Annotated in this window: 20 protein-coding genes; 9 read left to right on the top strand and 11 right to left on the bottom strand. The window is 37.0% G+C overall.

The genetic code is table 11. The features are described from left to right. Nucleotides 1–221: 221 nt before the first annotated feature. Nucleotides 222–560, top strand: coding sequence for a hypothetical protein (locus U9R83_RS12390; protein WP_013057201.1), 339 nt, complete (start codon nucleotides 222–224; stop codon nucleotides 558–560). 95 nt (nucleotides 561–655) lie between these two features. Then, nucleotides 656–940: a hypothetical protein gene (locus U9R83_RS12395; RefSeq protein WP_014459932.1), complete on the top strand. Its 285-nt coding sequence runs from the start codon at nucleotides 656–658 to the stop codon at nucleotides 938–940. 44 nt (nucleotides 941–984) lie between these two features. Here the strand turns inward: U9R83_RS12395 and U9R83_RS12400 are convergent, their stop codons facing one another. Further along, the gene (locus tag U9R83_RS12400; RefSeq protein WP_028413197.1) at nucleotides 985–1,542 is read right to left on the bottom strand and encodes a helix-turn-helix domain-containing protein; all 558 of its coding nucleotides are present in this window, start codon (nucleotides 1,540–1,542) and stop codon (nucleotides 985–987) included. An 85-nt stretch (nucleotides 1,543–1,627) separates the two neighbouring features. Between U9R83_RS12400 and U9R83_RS12405 the strand changes: the two genes are divergently transcribed. After that, nucleotides 1,628–2,605, top strand: coding sequence for a DMT family transporter (locus tag U9R83_RS12405; protein ID WP_115654042.1), 978 nt, complete (start codon nucleotides 1,628–1,630; stop codon nucleotides 2,603–2,605). Between the two features lie 46 nt (nucleotides 2,606–2,651). Here the strand turns inward: U9R83_RS12405 and U9R83_RS12410 are convergent, their stop codons facing one another. Then, nucleotides 2,652–3,440 carry a DUF4240 domain-containing protein gene (locus U9R83_RS12410; protein WP_209369298.1) on the bottom strand — a complete coding sequence of 263 codons (789 nt, stop codon included), beginning with the start codon at nucleotides 3,438–3,440 and terminating at the stop codon, nucleotides 2,652–2,654. A gap of 294 nt (nucleotides 3,441–3,734) precedes the next feature. Here U9R83_RS12410 and U9R83_RS12415 point away from each other — a divergent pair, with 294 nt between their 5' ends. Then, complete coding sequence (locus U9R83_RS12415; RefSeq protein ID WP_014459928.1) at nucleotides 3,735–4,163, top strand: GNAT family N-acetyltransferase; 429 nt, start codon at nucleotides 3,735–3,737, stop codon at nucleotides 4,161–4,163. Between the two features lie 64 nt (nucleotides 4,164–4,227). On the opposite strand, the gene ilvD is transcribed toward U9R83_RS12415, so the two are convergent. After that, a complete protein-coding gene (gene ilvD / locus U9R83_RS12420) occupies nucleotides 4,228–5,904 on the bottom strand; it encodes a dihydroxy-acid dehydratase (protein ID WP_013057207.1) in 1,677 nt (558 codons plus the stop codon). A 225-nt stretch (nucleotides 5,905–6,129) separates the two neighbouring features. Here ilvD and U9R83_RS12425 point away from each other — a divergent pair, with 225 nt between their 5' ends. Next, on the top strand, nucleotides 6,130–7,074 hold the full coding sequence (locus U9R83_RS12425) for an alpha/beta hydrolase (RefSeq protein WP_154991278.1): 945 nt from the start codon (nucleotides 6,130–6,132) through the stop codon (nucleotides 7,072–7,074). A gap of 19 nt (nucleotides 7,075–7,093) precedes the next feature. Here U9R83_RS12425 and U9R83_RS12430 read toward each other — a convergent pair whose 3' ends face one another. The 7 genes from U9R83_RS12430 to U9R83_RS12460 all read right to left on the bottom strand — a co-directional run bounded on the left by U9R83_RS12430 (nucleotide 7,094) and on the right by U9R83_RS12460 (nucleotide 12,101). Further along, on the bottom strand, nucleotides 7,094–8,020 hold the full coding sequence (locus tag U9R83_RS12430; protein ID WP_014459925.1) for a manganese-dependent inorganic pyrophosphatase: 927 nt from the start codon (nucleotides 8,018–8,020) through the stop codon (nucleotides 7,094–7,096). Between the two features lie 256 nt (nucleotides 8,021–8,276). Beyond that, a complete protein-coding gene (locus U9R83_RS12435; protein ID WP_209369300.1) occupies nucleotides 8,277–8,735 on the bottom strand; it encodes a hypothetical protein in 459 nt (152 codons plus the stop codon). A gap of 106 nt (nucleotides 8,736–8,841) precedes the next feature. Further along, complete coding sequence (locus U9R83_RS12440; RefSeq protein ID WP_014459923.1) at nucleotides 8,842–9,123, bottom strand: hypothetical protein; 282 nt, start codon at nucleotides 9,121–9,123, stop codon at nucleotides 8,842–8,844. 137 nt (nucleotides 9,124–9,260) lie between these two features. Further along, nucleotides 9,261–9,488, bottom strand: coding sequence for a hypothetical protein (locus tag U9R83_RS12445; RefSeq protein ID WP_014459922.1), 228 nt, complete (start codon nucleotides 9,486–9,488; stop codon nucleotides 9,261–9,263). 226 nt (nucleotides 9,489–9,714) lie between these two features. Next, nucleotides 9,715–10,788 (bottom strand): branched-chain amino acid aminotransferase, encoded by a 1,074-nt coding sequence (locus U9R83_RS12450; protein WP_014459921.1) that lies wholly within the window; start codon nucleotides 10,786–10,788, stop codon nucleotides 9,715–9,717. 219 nt (nucleotides 10,789–11,007) lie between these two features. Beyond that, nucleotides 11,008–11,493, bottom strand: coding sequence for a hypothetical protein (locus U9R83_RS12455; RefSeq protein ID WP_140450923.1), 486 nt, complete (start codon nucleotides 11,491–11,493; stop codon nucleotides 11,008–11,010). 20 nt (nucleotides 11,494–11,513) lie between these two features. Further along, entirely contained in the window at nucleotides 11,514–12,101 is a 588-nt protein-coding gene (locus tag U9R83_RS12460) for a lysophospholipid acyltransferase family protein (RefSeq protein WP_114895545.1), read from the bottom strand. A 269-nt stretch (nucleotides 12,102–12,370) separates the two neighbouring features. On the opposite strand from U9R83_RS12460, the gene U9R83_RS12465 reads away from it, so the two are divergent. Genes U9R83_RS12465 through uraH form a run of 3 tightly spaced genes read left to right on the top strand, consistent with a single transcriptional unit; the run spans nucleotide 12,371 to nucleotide 14,585 of the window. Beyond that, nucleotides 12,371–13,693 carry a nucleobase:cation symporter-2 family protein gene (locus tag U9R83_RS12465; protein WP_140450924.1) on the top strand — a complete coding sequence of 441 codons (1,323 nt, stop codon included), beginning with the start codon at nucleotides 12,371–12,373 and terminating at the stop codon, nucleotides 13,691–13,693. A gap of 11 nt (nucleotides 13,694–13,704) precedes the next feature. After that, nucleotides 13,705–14,232, top strand: coding sequence for a 2-oxo-4-hydroxy-4-carboxy-5-ureidoimidazoline decarboxylase (gene uraD, locus U9R83_RS12470; protein ID WP_140450925.1), 528 nt, complete (start codon nucleotides 13,705–13,707; stop codon nucleotides 14,230–14,232). Beyond that, nucleotides 14,229–14,585, top strand: coding sequence for a hydroxyisourate hydrolase (uraH, locus tag U9R83_RS12475; RefSeq protein ID WP_140450926.1), 357 nt, complete (start codon nucleotides 14,229–14,231; stop codon nucleotides 14,583–14,585). The genes uraD and uraH overlap by 4 nt, the downstream gene beginning before the upstream one ends. 36 nt (nucleotides 14,586–14,621) lie before the next feature. Here the strand turns inward: uraH and U9R83_RS12480 are convergent, their stop codons facing one another. After that, entirely contained in the window at nucleotides 14,622–15,122 is a 501-nt protein-coding gene (locus U9R83_RS12480; protein ID WP_013083340.1) for a GNAT family N-acetyltransferase, read from the bottom strand. A gap of 416 nt (nucleotides 15,123–15,538) precedes the next feature. Here U9R83_RS12480 and U9R83_RS12485 point away from each other — a divergent pair, with 416 nt between their 5' ends. Next, nucleotides 15,539–16,033 carry a hypothetical protein gene (locus U9R83_RS12485; protein WP_014459914.1) on the top strand — a complete coding sequence of 165 codons (495 nt, stop codon included), beginning with the start codon at nucleotides 15,539–15,541 and terminating at the stop codon, nucleotides 16,031–16,033. Nucleotides 16,034–16,408 lie beyond the last annotated feature (375 nt).

Here is a 16,408-nt window from a genome sequence, read left to right on the forward strand (position 1 = left end):
GACACCAATAATGAAAAATTCAAAAAGTATGTCAGGTAGTTTAACAATTAGCTAGAGTCTTTACGTAAAACGAACTATACTACAGATAATTCACGTAAGAACAGAAAAAATGAAGGGAAATGAGAAGAAAAAAATATTAAAATTAATCCATTGAAAACGCTTCCAAATATGAAGGCATAGTGCTATTATATAATTATTAACAGAATAGGGATGTGAGAAAGATGAATAAATTATTTTTAGAAGAGTTACGATACATTATCTTGTGTGAAGTGCCTATGACAAAGTACCGAGTAGAGCAGCTTCAAGACAAATTTGATCAAAGCCCATACTTAATTAATGAACTTTATCAACTCCTATTCGAAAAGCGTCACATTTTAGCTTTTGTTGATGATATCGAATCATCCCTGTATGACTATATTGTAAATAAAGAAATGATGGATGCTAAAACGTATTACGGAGCTATTGCACATGTAGCAAATCTCTTCGGCGAAACGCCTACATATATAAAATGCAAAATAAAAAAATATAGACAGTCTTCGATTTCAAGTATCAGCGCCTAAAAGGTGCGCACAGCTGATTCAAATAAAAAGCAAAAAAGAAATCCTAGCACAAGGGTTTCTTTTTTGTACCACTAACATATAGGGAGGAAAATAAGATGAAGACATTTTTTATCACAAATCGCTATTCGTTTCTCGAAAAGCAAGTAGATGAATACATGCAATCTTTACTGGTGAAAACGCCTGAGCAAGTTATTTTATATTTCGAAAGACAAATTCGAAAGTATAAAGGGTACTTACAGAAGAAACATCATTATCCAGAGTGTATGGTTCAATCCATCCACCGTTTGATTGAAGAATATTCCTTAATTATCATTAGAGTAAAAAAATATATTAGCTATCAAAACAAGCTGATGAATAAACAGCTATTAGAGCCGCAGTAAAACGAATCATTTTTTATGGTTCGTTTTACTGCGGCTCTGCCGTTTTACTCCTCATATTTTAGCAGTAAATGCAGAACAGCGGGACGTTCTTCAAGATTTTTGTATGAGTGTACATGACTTCCTTCAAATTTTATAGAGTCAAATTGTTTTAGCTCGTATAGCTCTTCTTCTATTTTCATTTCGATTCTTCCTTCCATTACCGTTGCTACTTCAATTAATCCTTTGTGATGCGGTTCAGGACGGTATGTAGCGAGAGGCGCAAGAAAGGCTCGGTACATTTCAATCGTCGAATCCATTTGGTTTTGAAACATAAATTCGATTTTCCAAGCTTCATCTGGTCCTTTGAGAGAAAATCCTTCTCCGCACTTAGATAGGGATACTGAAGGCTCTACTGATACTAATTTGGTTAAAGGAATATTTAAACCTGTTGTTATTTTCCACATCACCCCTAAAGTGGGATTGGTCTCTCCCCTTTCAATTTTTCCTAATGTAAGTTTACTGACTCCTGTCTTTTCAGCTAGTTCATCCAGTGTCAAATGATTTTGCACCCTTATTTTTCGTAATTCACTGCCTACTTTTCTAATCATCTCTTCTGTGTGCATTTCTTCCTTCCTTTCTTTTGTATATTATGATAAACTTTTTTAAGTGATTAACATATTATAATATATTTAATAAGGAGGGTAAACAATGAAAGCAATAATGTGGGGACTATTATCTTCCATGTTCTTTTCCGCTACGTTTATTGTTAACCGAGCAATGAATGTATCTGGAACGAGTTGGGCATGGACTGCATCCCTCCGCTTTTTATTCGCTATTCCTATTTTACTCATTTTAGTGCTGCTGCAAAAGAAATTTATGCCTCTATGGCAGGAAATGAAAAAACACCCTTGGGCTTGGCTTGGCTGGGGAACACTTGCAGGAGTAGGTTTTTATTCTCTCTTAAGTTTCTCCTCCCTTTTTGGACCATCTTGGCTGGTGGCGGGAACGTGGCAAGTGACTATTTTAGCAGGAGCTCTTCTTTCGCCCTTGTTTTTTATAAAGGTTCAAACTGCGGAAGGATATAAAAAAGTGAGAGGGAAAATCCCGCTAAAAACGCTTAGTGTTTCAGCGTTTATTTTAGTAGGCGTTATTCTTATGCAGGTGAAAGAAGCAGAAAATATTACGCCTATGCAGTTTATCTTAGGGTTTCTACCTGTGGTTGTCGCTGCTTTTTTATACCCGCTTGGAAATCGTAAAATGATGGAAATATGCAGCGGGAAGCTCGATACGTTCCAACGCGTTTTAGGAATGGCATTAGCAAGTATTCCGTTAAGTATTATTTACGCCATATACGGCTTCTTTACTACAGGTATCCCAAGTTCTCCCCAATTTTCTCAAGCCTTCATCTTGGCAATGAGTTCAGGTGTAATTGCTACGATGACGTTCTTTTACGCAACAGACTTGGCAAAAGAAAATTTAGGTTTGCTTGGAGCGGTTGAAGCAACTCAATCAGGCAGCATGATTTTTACCGTGCTTGGCGAAGTGTTTTTATTAAATGGACGTATGCCAACAGGGATTGCGTTAGCTGGTATGACGATAATCGTAATTGGAATGATTATGAACAGTATGCTAAACAAAAAAACAAAACTGTCTTCGGCCGCCCTGTCACGTACTCTATCAAAATAAAAAAAGAGGAGATGAAAATCTGTTTAAAGGTTTCCATCTCCTCTTTTTAATATTCGAGATGATTGTTCCAATAGCGGCTCCAAAGCACAGGGAATCGCATCTGTAAACCATCCTCATCATCTTCATCCCAATCAAGATCCAAATCTTGCTCATCGTACCACACTGGGTCAAACTGGTCATATTTATCATAATAATAGTCGTTATCTAAACCTGTCTTTTCTTCGTAAGCTTCAGACGCTACAGAAAGTAATTCTTCTAATTGAGGAGCATAGCCTTCTGCTTCTAGTGGTTTAAGTACAGAAATCATCGTCTCAGGAGATTCAATCGCTTTATAATATATGTCTTTTCCCTGATATAAAAGCCACGCTCTAAAATAATCAAAACAATCATCTGAACAACCGCCCATTACAATATATGCTGCTGCCCACAATGAAGAAGTATAGGATTGATCAAAATGCTGATTTAATAGCTGATCAAAGCGGAAAATGTCCTTTTCAGAACGCTTTGCTAGCGTGGAGCGGAGCCATTCCATTTGCTCGTCGACATCCAATTTTGTCTTCGCCTTTTTTATCAGTTCCCAAAAGAGATCCTCTGACATCGTGCTGTCTTTCATTACTTGCATTGAACAAGTTAAAGGCTTATATCCTTTTTTTAATTTTGCACGAATCAGCTTTTCAGCTGCTGCTTCACAAGCTTCTGTGGAAGCAAACTCTTTCACTTGCATGCGACCGGCTGTATCAACTTTTCCGAAGTGAATGACTAACTTGCTGTCTCTTCTTTCAACTTTCCAAAATTTATTCGATTGCTCATCTTTATACACTAAGGTTATTTGCATGATACATTCCCCTTTTTCATCCCACTACTATTGTGAATAGTTCTCTTTTTACAAGTTATGTAGATTCACAGCGCTTCATAATCCCTTTTCTTTGCTTTTTTAACATGTTTCAGTTGATTTTACTATTGCTGAGGTCGTTTAAACAGTGAGCAATGACCTCAAATTTGTGTAATATGTTCACTAGTTGATTTTTGTTGCATTTACAACATTTTGTTTTTCCTTTATACTCTTTTATATCACTTATTTTTATTATACAAAAAAGAAGCGCAAATTCGTAGAAAAGGAAGGATTTTAATGAAAATTGAGCATGTTACAACAAAAGAGCAGCTTGAAGAAGTATTTCATATACGTAAAACAGTGTTTGTTGAAGAACAAGGAGTGCCGTTAGAAGATGAATTTGATGAACATGAAGAAACGGCAAAACATATGTTGATTTATTATAACAACGAACCAGCTGCTTCTGGAAGATTCCGCATAGTAGATGGTTTCGCTAAGATAGAGCGGATATGTGTATTAAAAGAATTTAGAAAATATGGACTTGGAAAAAAAGTGGTGACCAGCTTAGAAGAAGCAGCAAAAAAAGAAGGCTTAACTCAATCTAAGCTTCACGGTCAAGTTCAGGCTGAACCTTTTTATCATAAATTAGGGTATAAGACTGCTTCTGATGTCTTTATGGAAGACGGTATTCCACACGTTATTATGAAAAAAGAGTTTACGCATTAAAAACTCTTTGCACGGTTGCTCTAGTAAAGAAAAAGGCTCTCCGTAGAGAGCCTTTTTTGTACTATTAGATTTTCATAATTCCGCCTGTGCTAGCAGAAGTTACAAGTTTAGAATATCTTGCAAGATAGCCTTTTTTCACTTTGGGCTCAAAGCCTTTCCAGTTTGCTTTTCGTTCTTCCCAAACATCTGGAGAAACTTGAACATTCATCGAACGATCTTCAATGTCAATCACGATGTGGTCGCCATCTTCTACAAATGCTAGCGGGCCGCCTTCAGCAGCTTCTGGAGATGCGTGGCCAATTGATAATCCACGTGAAGCGCCAGAAAAGCGTCCGTCTGTTAATAGCGCTACTTTTGCACCTAGTCCCATTCCCATAATTTGAGAAGTTGGAGCTAACATTTCAGGCATTCCCGGTCCCCCTTTTGGTCCTTCATAACGAATGACTACGACATGTCCTTCTTTTACTTTTCCGTTAGCAATACCGTGCAGCGCCTCGTCTTGAGACTCAAATACAATTGCTGGTCCTTCGTGGCGAGTAATGCCGTCTTGAACACCGCCTGTTTTAATGATCGCGCCGTCTGGAGCTAGGTTACCAAACAATACAGCAAGTCCGCCTTTTTCAGTGAACGGCTTATCGATTGGATGGATAACGTTATAGTCTTTTACATCGCATCCTGCAATGTTCTCGCCTAGTGTTTTTCCAGTAACTGTCATCGTATCTAAGTGAAGAGCCCCTTCTTTTTTAGATAGCTCGTTTAAAGCGGCCGATACGCCTCCTGCTTCATGTAAGTCTTCAATAAATACATCAGAAGCCGGAGCCAGTTTTGCCAAGTGAGGCACGCGTTCTGCTACTTCATTAATACGCTCTAATGGGTACTCAATTTCAGCTTCATTCGCAAGAGCTAGCGTATGAAGAACTGTATTTGTAGAACCACCTAACGCCATGTCCAAAGCAAACGCGTTGTCGATTGCTTTTTCTGTTACGATATCACGTGGTTTTAAATCTAATTTAATTAATTCCATAAGCTGTTTAGCTGATTTCTTAACGAATTCTCTACGTTCAGGAGCAACTGCTAAGATTGTACCGTTTCCAGGTAAAGCAAGTCCTAACGCTTCAGCTAAGCAATTCATTGAGTTCGCTGTAAACATTCCTGAACAAGATCCGCATGTCGGACAGCCGAATTGTTCTAATTCAAGTAATCCTTTATCATCAAGTTTACCAGCTTGATGAGCTCCTACGCCTTCAAATACTGAAGAAAGAGAAATCTTACGACCGTCGCTCGTTACGCCAGCCTTCATTGGTCCGCCGCTAACAAAAACTGTCGGAATATTCAGACGTAATGAAGCCATTAACATCCCAGGTGTGATTTTATCACAGTTTGGAATACATACCATTCCATCAAACCAGTGAGCAGATACTACCGTTTCAACTGAGTCAGCAATGATTTCACGACTTGGTAATGAATAACGCATACCGATATGTCCCATCGCAATACCGTCATCTACACCGATAGTGTTCATTTCAAAAGGTACGCCACCAGCTTCGCGAATCGCATCTTTTACGATTTTACCAAACTCTTGTAAGTGAACATGACCTGGTACAATATCAATATATGAATTGACAACCGCAATAAACGGTTTGCCGAAATCCTCTTCTTTTACACCAGCTGCACGCAGTAGGCTGCGGTGCGGTGCTCTGTCGAATCCTTTTTTGATCATGTTACTTCTTAATTCTGCCACAATAATTCCCTCCGTATTCATCTAACCTATTAAAAACTGAATCTTTTTAAATTGTTTAATAATTTTTAATATAAATACTAATTTAACAAATCACATAAAGGTTTGTAAAGGTTTATGACAAAATAATCATTTTTTATTTTAAAATAGTAAAATCACCTGCATAAATTAGTATAATATATACATATATCCCTTATTTTACAGGAAGGCAGAAGGTGGATGCTGAGCATGAAACAATCCTTTTACTACAGAGGTCATCAGGAAAAAGAAATATTTGCACAAAAATGGAATGTTGAAAACAATTCTGCAAAAGGCGTTGTCCAAATAGCCCATGGAATGGCCGAACATATTGGACGCTACGAATACTTTGCTAATGTATTAACTCAACATGGCTATATCGTATATGGAAATGATCACCGAGGTCACGGTCAAACCGCTTTAAAAGATGAAGAAAAGCGTTTTTTTGCTGAAGAAAATGGTTTCGATACAGTAGTCTACGACATGATTGCTCTAACTAAGCACATTTCGACGGAACACTCCGGCCTACCAATCTTTCTTTTCGGTCACAGCATGGGGTCTTTTCTAACGAGAAGATATATTCAATTGAATACAGAGCACATCCATGGTGTGATGCTCTCAGGTACTGGCAGCATTCCTTCCCTTTCACTGCAGGGTGGCATATTAGCTGCGAAAATAGAGAAAAAAAGAAAAGGATTACGATCTGCTAGTCCATTGCTTGATAAACTTTCTTTTGGACAGTACAACAAATCCTTTCATCCTGCTCGAACACCTTTTGATTGGTTAAGTCAAGATAATGAGGCTGTAGATTTATATGTAAATGACCCTTATTGCGGAGGAGTTTTCACAGCGGGGTTTTTCTATGACTTACTAACAGGAATCAAACAAATCTCTAACTTAGCTAATATAAAGTTAGTACCATCAAATCTGCCTATTTATTTAGTGTCTGGAGAACATGATCCAGTAGGCAGCTATACAAAAGGGGTAGTCAAAGTATATAACGACTTTAAAAAAGCAGGATTGCAGGATGTAAGCTACCGTTTTTTTAAAGAGTGTCGTCATGAGTTGCTGAATGAATTAAATAAAGATGAAGTGATAGAAGATATACTAAATTGGCTTAACGCGCAAATAGACAAAAAAACGGTTCGTGTGTAGACACGAACCGTTTTTTTTATTAAGCAAATACAGATGTTAATACAGGTACTACTTGTTTTTTACGTGATACAACGCCTTCTAAGACAGCTGTATTGTTTTCAAGCGTTACGTTGTATGCTTCTTCTACTTTTGAAGCAGCAGAACCTAATGCTAATGCAGTAGAGTTGCTGTTTAAAATATCTGTAACAACTAAAAGGAATAATTGTAATCCTTTTTCTTCGATTGTTTTAGTAATAGCTTCTTCCAATTCAACTTTGCGTACTAAAACGTCGTTTACGTCAATTGCATTCACTTGTGCAATTTCTACTTTGCTTGTACCCATGCTGAATTCTTTAGCATCTAATGAAATTAATTGTGAAGCTGTTTTATCGCCTAAGTCAGCTCCAGCTTTCAGCATTGCTAATCCGTACTCTTCTGCATCTACGCCTGCAATTTCCGCTAATTCTTTAGCAGCTGCAACGTCTTGGTCTGTGCAAGTTGGTGATTTGAATAATAAAGAATCAGAAATGATAGCTGATAGCATAAGACCTGCGATGTTAGGTTCGATTTCTACGCCGTTTTCTTTATACATCTTGTTTAAGATCGTTGCCGTACATCCAACTGGCTCTGCGCGATAGTATAAAGGATCCGCCGTTTCAAAGTTAGCAATACGGTGATGATCAATTACTTCAAGCACACGAACTTGATCAATGTCGTTTGCACTTTGCTGGCGTTCGTTGTGGTCCACTAAAATAACTTCATTTGTTTCTTTAGATACTTCATCAACGAAACGTGGTAGTTCAGCGTTGAACTTTTCAAGAGCAAATTGCGTTTCACCGTTAATATCACCTAATCGAATTGGTTCAGCGTCTACACCTAATTTATTCTTTAAATCAGCGTATGCAATTGCAGAACAGATTGTATCTGTGTCAGGATTTTTATGTCCAAAAATTAACGTTTTTGCCATCTTAAATCTCTCTCCTTCTTACGTATGTAAATAGCATTCTTGCGTAAAGTTAGTTAATGCGTTCACGCAACATTGCCATTTTAACATAAACTTTTACATTATTTTAATTTTTTTGCGAAAAATAATGTTCATCCGCAGATATTTTGCTGTTTTGTATCTTTTTCATAGGAAAAAACACCTTTATTTCCGATGTAAATAGAGGGTTTTGCACATTCATTATATAAAAGTCATCGATAAAACACAACCCGTCTCTCCATCACTTGATAGATAACTTAAACGCAGTATCTTGCCATTTTTGATAAAGAAAAAGTAGAACAGCAATAACTATCATTAGTACAAATAATAAAAAATGATTCATTTCCTTCAGTGTATAAATGTCTAGTTTTTCAAAGATAGGACTCATGACAAATGCCTGAAATAAATCGAAAGCTGCATTGATAATCATAAACATCCAAAAGCCAGGGTAGGTAAAATAAAAAATAAAAAGTGTGCCTATTATAAATATGCCAAAAGGAAAAGGCGTCATATTAACAAAGAAAAAAAGAGTTTTATTCACTTCCCACCAGTTAAAGCGATCTGCAATTTGAAAAACCATCGTTAACAATACCACTCCGAATAGTGATACAGCCATATACCGCTTTACTCGCTCTTTATCAACTGCAAAAAGCAATAGCCAAGGACCGATAAAAAACACCCACATTACAATTTGCGCCATGAACATTCCGCCTTTCATTTCAAAAAAAGAGAATATACATTATTCTGTCCTTATTTATGTAAAACAACCAAAAAAAGCACCCCATATGAAGGAATGCTTTTTTTGGTTATCGTCGCAGTGTAAAGTTGAAATGTTCATTTACTTTAGCTCCTAGCTCTTCAAGAAACTGCTGAGCAGTCATTTCCTCTACGCTTTGGGTATACCAAGCAAGCTGAGATTTTTTATGAACATTGTTGTGATATACATCTCTTGACCAATATGTTTTTGATCGGTATGTATAATTAAAGTGAATGAATAGTTCACTCCCGTCTGGACACTGCAACAATACGCGGTAATGTGGATTACGACGATTTTTATCTAAACTCATTTCTTTGATCTGCGCTAACATTATTCACCTCTAAAGCCATTACTTAATCATTTAAAGGTAAATGCCACACCACGCTATGTCCTAGCTCTGCCATCAACTAGAAAATCATATATTTTCTAAAATTCTACACGATATAGGACAAAAGAGGAAGAGATAATTTATTGGTGGACGTGTAAAGTTTCATATAAATCTTTTAGCTGCTCAGGGTATTGAGACCTTACGTAATAACCCGTAGGACGGTGCTCGATTAAATGAGAAGCAAATAAGTAGCCGATGAGCACGTGCATTTGTTCATCTGAAGTTTCTTGGTTTAATTCTCTTTCGAGTCGTTCAGCTAAATGTGAAGCCAGCTGTTTAATTTTTTCATCATGTGATAAAAAAAGCATTTTGTTCTCCCCCTTATAACGAATAAGTAACGCGGCCAATTCTAATAAAGACAAAGTCTTGCTTTTATAAGGATAATTATATTTTATTTTACAATAAAAGTATATAAATAGTTCTAAATATTCAAAATATAATTTGTTTCTTTTGGACTATTCGGCAACAAACAAAAAAAAAGAAGCGGGACAGCTCCCGCTTCTTTTACGTAAAAAGATGTTCGATTATCGAAATTTATTCCACTTCCACTGCCCAGCCGAATGGATCTTCCACTGTACCATTTTGAATACCTGTTAGAGTGTCATACAGTTTTTGTGATACTTCTCCCGTGTTTCCACCGTTGATGACCATTTTCTCGTTATTCCAAAATAGTTCGCCAATTGGAGAAATAACTGCAGCTGTACCTGTTCCAAATGCCTCTTCTAGTTTGCCTTCTGAATAAGCTTGCTTAATTTCTTCCATAGAAATACGGCGCTCAGTTACAGGCATATTCCAGTGTTTTAGCAGTTCAATGATGGATTTACGCGTAATTCCTTCCAAAATGCTTCCGTTCACAGATGGCGTTACTACTTCTCCATCGATTTTGAAGAAAATATTCATGCTTCCTACTTCTTCAATGTACTTGCGTTCAACGCCGTCTAACCACAGTACTTGTGAATAGCCTTTTGAGTCAGAAAGCTGCTGAGCTTTTAAGCTTGAAGCATAGTTTCCGCCTGTTTTAGCTGTCCCTGTCCCTCCGGCTACAGCACGAACAAATTCGCTTTCAACCGCAATTTTTACAGGAGCAATCCCTTCTTTGTAATATGAACCAACTGGAGAAAGAATAATGATAAATTGATAGCGGCCAGATGGCGCTACTCCTAAGTAAGGCTCTGTTGCGATGACAAACGGGCGAATGTATAGTGATGTACCTTCAGCAGTAGGAATCCATTCGCGGTCAATTTTAATCAGCTGCTTTAACGCTTCTAGCGCTAAGTCTTCATCAACATGAGGAATACAAAGACGATCGTTTGATTTATTTAAACGTTTGAAGTTCTCATCTGGTCTAAATAGTAATACTTGCTCTTTTTTTGTTACATATGCTTTTAGTCCTTCAAAAACAGACTGCCCGTAATGAAAGATCATGGATGCCGGATCTAATGTGATAGGTTGATAAGGTACAATACGAGCATCGTGCCATCCTTGGCCTTCTGTATAATCCATAATGAACATATGGTCCGTAAAGACTTTCCCGAATTGCAATTGATCAGATTGCGGCTTTTCTTTTTTTGTTTGACTTAGTGTTACATCGATTGAATAAGTTGTCATAGTTGTTTCTCCTTGCTCTTTATATTTACGGGTTTTTCGCTTAAACCTCTATATAAGTTACATTGTACAACTTTAGGGAAGCGTGTCACAATAGTTAGAGACGAAAAATTCTAAAAATTTTATAAAAATTATAAAGAAATAGCACCTAATCGAATTAAGTGCTGAACTGAAAAGGTTTTCTTTCTAAAAAAACTATTTCTACATTTTATTTACAACCATTTATAAACCAATTTTCACTCGAAGCTTTTCATCTTGTATTGAAAATTGTTTGATTTTCCCTACTGGAATGACCTTTATTTTATCAATTTCATTGAGATTGATATGAATTTGTTTTTCTTCATACGTAGTAACAGGCGGCTTATGAAAAATTCGATAGTTGATCCAATTTTGATTAAGAGGTTTCATTTCATGAATTTTGAATAAAAGCGTACGTTCTTTTGCTTCAAGAGGTTCTAGCACAATGGAAAACGGAATTCTCACCAGAAATTTTTTAATAATTCCATTCACGTGAATATAGGAGTCTTGAAATGAAATAGAAAATTGCTGAATTTGATCTTGCTTTGTCATTTGTTTTTGAAAAATTCGCATGAGCATAGAAGCGGATATAGGAACGGTTACACCGCTTTCAGCCATCTTTTCTTTCATTTTCGCCTGCACATTATCACTAATCACATCGTTTAGCTTTCTCTGTACCCAATCCTTCATGATGCACCTCCGCTATGAAGTTATTTTTCTGTTTCCTCTAACGCACGAATCGAAGCTGTTAAGTGATTTGACACGTCAGCAAGGCGATTTTTTGTAAGTTTCCCTTCAGCAAGATAGATGGGCTTCCCAAAGGAAATGACAATGGGATCTTTTGAAAATATCTCTTTTACATTTGCGGGTCCTTTGTAAACTGCGGGTACAATAGGAACCTTTGCCATACTTGCTATAGTGACTGCTCCTCTTTTTAAGGGAACGTCTTCCTCTGTTCGCGTCCCGCTAGGGAAAACCCCGACGATATGTCCTTCTTTTGCTAATTTAATAGGTGTTTTAATGCTGCTGGGTCCCGGGTTGTTACGATCTACTGGGAATGCGTTAAGTTTTTTTAATACATTACTAGTGAGTATATGATTAAAAAGCTCCTTTTTTGCCATAAAATGAATTTGGTGAGGCAAAATAGCCGCACCAAGCGCTACAACGTCTACCCATCCCTTATGCGAACAAGCGATCACAAAACCTGTGTCTGTTGGTAAAGACTCTTTATTCCTTATGTAAAGCTTACCTCTTCTTTTTAATAAAAATTTACATGCGTGAGCCGCAAGATTATACATAAACATTTCCTCTTCCCTCTATTATTTGAAAATATATACAAAATTATATCACTTGATATTAATATCTGGTACTAAAAAATAAATGTAACATCTTTTTACACGATAGCTTACCTACTTCTCTATATATTGTAAAAAAGTAGATATTGAAACCTCTGTTTTTGGTCAACTTGACTAATGACATCCCTTAAAAAACATTTTACTATTAATGTATCATTCTAAATGTAATATTTATTAACATTACATGTGATATAATTAAAGGAGGTTTTTAGGTGAATAACCAAAATCGACCGTTTCGACTAGCTTCATTAGGATTACAGCACGTACTCGCTATGTATGCAGGTGCCATTCTCGTTCCGCTGATGGTAGGACGCGCATTAAATTTAAATGCACATGACTTAGCCTATCTCGTAGCCATTGATTTACTGACCTGCGGACTAGCTACGCTGCTGCAGGCTTGGACGAACAGGTGGTTTGGGATTGGCCTTCCTGTTGTACTTGGAAGCTCATTTGTAGCGGTGACTCCTATGATTGCAATTGGAACTCAATATGGAATTAGTGCCGTTTACGGAGCGATTATTGCCGGTGGTATTTTCATCGTACTGGCAGCAAGTTTTTTAGGGAAAATTATTAAATTTTTCCCTCCCGTTGTCACCGGAACGGTTGTGACGATGATTGGTTTATCGCTTGTACCATCCGCTGTCCGAAATATGGCAGGAGGAGTGGGAAGCAAAGATTTTGGTTCTCTTTCTAATCTTCTTCTTTCTTTTGGTGTTCTAGCGCTTATTTTGACTTTAAATCGATTTTTCAGCGGTTTTCTTCGTTCTCTTTCTGTGTTGATTGGAATTGTAGTTGGAACAATAGCCGCTGTATTAATGGGAAAAGTTGATTTTACTAATTTTAATGAAGCTTCTTGGCTGCACATTCCCACTCCTTTTTATTTCGGGATGCCTACTTTTGAAATCGGCCCTATTTTAACAATGATTCTCGTATGCTTGGTCATTATCATTGAGTCTACAGGCGTATTTTTAGCGTTAGGAAAGCTGTGTGATCGGGAATTAACGGAAAAAGATTTTGCAAAAGGCTACCGTGCAGAAGGAATCGCCATTGTCCTTGGAGGACTATTTAATGCTTTCCCTTACAATACATTCGCTCAGAATGTAGGACTGGTTCAATTATCGAAAGTAAAAACAAAAAATGTAGTGGTAGTAGCCGGCTTCATTCTCGTATTACTGGGGCTTGTTCCGAAAATAGCTGCTTTTACAACCATTATTCCCACCCCTGTTTTAGGAGGAGCAATGGTCGTGTTGTTCGGTTTAGTTATTTCATCAGGCATCAAAATGCTAAGTGCTGTCGATTTGGCCAAACAAGAAAATTTGCTGATTATTGCGTGCTCTCTTTCACTTGGCCTTGGTGTAACGGTGGTACCTGATTTATTCGCTCAGCTCCCAAGTGCTTTGCGCGTAATTGTAAGTGATGGAGTTATTACGGGAAGCTTGGCTGCCATTTTATTAAATCTCTTTTTTAACGCATCAATTGAACGAAAAGTACCTTCTGTCTCTTTAGAGAAGACAGATTATTCAGAAATAAAATAAAGAGGTGTAGTATGAATAACGTATCCGTGCAGTATGTAAATCAGCTTAGCAAGAAGCATTTTGTTTCACTAGTTGGTGATATATTTGAACATTCACCTTGGGTTGCAGAAGAGGCTTATTTTAAAGGCCCTTTCTCTTCCGTTGAACAACTTCATGGCATGATGAAAGAAATTGTAGCGCAAGCATCTGTAGAAAAACAGCTAAAGCTGCTGCAAGCTCATCCAAATCTAGGTGAAAATATTGCTATGACATCTGCTTCTACTGAAGAACAAACCAAAGCAGGCTTACAAAACTTAACACAAGATGAGTATGAACAGTTTTCTTTTCTTAATGGAAGGTATATGGAGAAGTTTCCTTTTCCTTTTATTTTGGCAGTACGAGGTAAACAAAAAGAAGATATCTACGAGGCAATGAAAAGTCGTTTACTAAATACCGAGCAAATAGAGTTCGATACAGCGTTAGAAGAAGTATATAAAATTGCTTTCTTTCGCTTAACTGATAAAATTACTGAAGATAAGGAGACAAAGAAACGAGCATGACTAAAATTACAACGCATATTTTAGACCTCACCCACGGATGTCCGGCTGCTTTTGTCAAAGTTGATTTCTATCACATCCAGTCGGAAAGTAAACGAATAAAGCTTTCTCATGGTACTACAAATGAAGACGGGAGGTTAATAACTCCGCTCTTCTCTTCTGAAGCGTTTGAGTCAGGAGATTATGAACTTTTGTTTCACATTGGGGAATATTATAAAAAACAAGAGGTCCAAACAACAAATCCGCCCTTTTTAAATCAAGTTTCTGTTCGAGTCGGATTGTCTTCTGAACAAGAACACTATCATATCCCTTTACTTGTGTCACCGTGGGGGTACCAAATTTATAGAGGAAGTTAAAAAAAGAAACGGCGTCTTTAAACGTCGTTTCTTTTTTTAGTTGAGCAATTTAGACATATAGTACTCATCAATAAACAAACCGCCAATTCGCAGTGAATGTTTCTTTGTTCCTTCGATTTCAAATCCTACTTTATCATATAAAGAAAGAGCCTTTTCATGCTGTATAGCGACTGTAAGTTCAAGACGATGAATATGGTGTTCTCTCGCCCATTCTTCAAGTGCACCGATTAAAGCTGTCCCAATCCCTTGATTTTGAAACGTCTTTCGAATACCTAATGTCAAAGAAGCGATGTGAGCGTTTCGGTTAGCTTCGCCCCCTGTTGCAGCTATATATCCCACAAGCATCTCGTTTTCTTCTGCTACAATAATCGTAGAGTTTGGCTGCTGCTTAAAGATTTCGATGTTTTTCTCCTGCTGATCTGTACTCAACTTTCGCTCTCCGCTTTCGAACAGCATAAACTTACTTTCTTCTTCAATCTGTTTAAGCAAATCTACAAAGTTTGCAGCATCATGTAATTCTAGTTCTCTAATTTGCATGCTGATCCCCCTTTTTGTGTGTCCCTTTTGTTTGTATATGTATTGGTTCACCTTTATAAAATATAGCTTTACAGTTTCTTACGAAAAATACGGCTTTTTAAGTAGCTGCAGTAGAACGAAAAACCTACTAATCTCCCTTTTTTTGAAATCCTTTTTTCCTCTGTATAATTTTAAATCACTTATCAACTTCTGTAAATTTTTTAGATTCCCTCTTTTAATTTCCATTTATCTTCCTTTTATATGGGTTTGAATTGGATCTAAGGAGACCTTTTATAGAAAACACATGACTATTATCCTGTTTTTTGTGAAGAAAGAAAGCGATAAATGTAATTTTATTTATAATCGTTTAGAATAGAAAAAGTGGAAATTTTATGTACCTATCCTCCTTAATTATTGGTCTGTGAAAGGAAATCATTATGAAAGTACAACCCGCAAAATGTGGTGTATATGTCTTAAGCGGTCTAGGGGCTGTTATGGTGTTCTTCTTACTTTTACTTAAGAACAGTGCTTTCTTTCTAGAGGAAGAATACGATCAAAACAAACCTGAAGCTGCGCTTGCGGTCAACGAACATACCTATCACCTTCACAAAGGTTCTATTAACTGGTCAAACGGCCGTTCAACAACAAAAAAAGAAATAAATGTATATGATTTATATACATACATATCGCAGCAAAAAAGCATACCATTGAAGCAGCAGCAATCAGTTAAGCTCCATTTTTCCAACCTAGACGGCGCTTATATTCGCGGCGTGAACGTGCATATATGGAAAAATAACGGCGAAAAAACCAAGCTGTTTGTCAAAAATAATGAATTTAAGATTCCTAAAAATCAAGGTTTTTACGTTGTAGATATCGTGATTAACTCTACAAGAGGAACCATGCAATATGCGGCAAATGTGCAAATACAGTAAGTTTGGTTGCAGTAAATAAAAGGGGCAGAAATTATAGAAGGGATCAAAAAGTTATCACAAAAAAAGAGAGCAATATGCTCTCTTTTTTATAAAATGAAAAAGACGTCCACGCAGGACGTCTTTGATGCGTTTGTGGCGGGGACCGTGTGACCACATTCACACGTTTAGCTCGAAAGCATGTCCTTCGACTTACACAAATTAGCTCATCGCTTTATTAATATAACATCCGCCATAGAAAAAAGCAATCAATTTTTAAATAGTTTTTTCTATTTATACATATTTCGCAAGAATCCACAAAATAATATGCATGCGTAGCTATTCAATCTCTCCATTTTTAGTCTATTTTATCCCTTATTCGAATACACTAATAGACCA

The sequence above is a fragment of the Priestia sp. LL-8 genome (assembly GCF_036227845.1).
Classification (GTDB): domain Bacteria; phylum Bacillota; class Bacilli; order Bacillales; family Bacillaceae_H; genus Priestia; species Priestia zanthoxyli.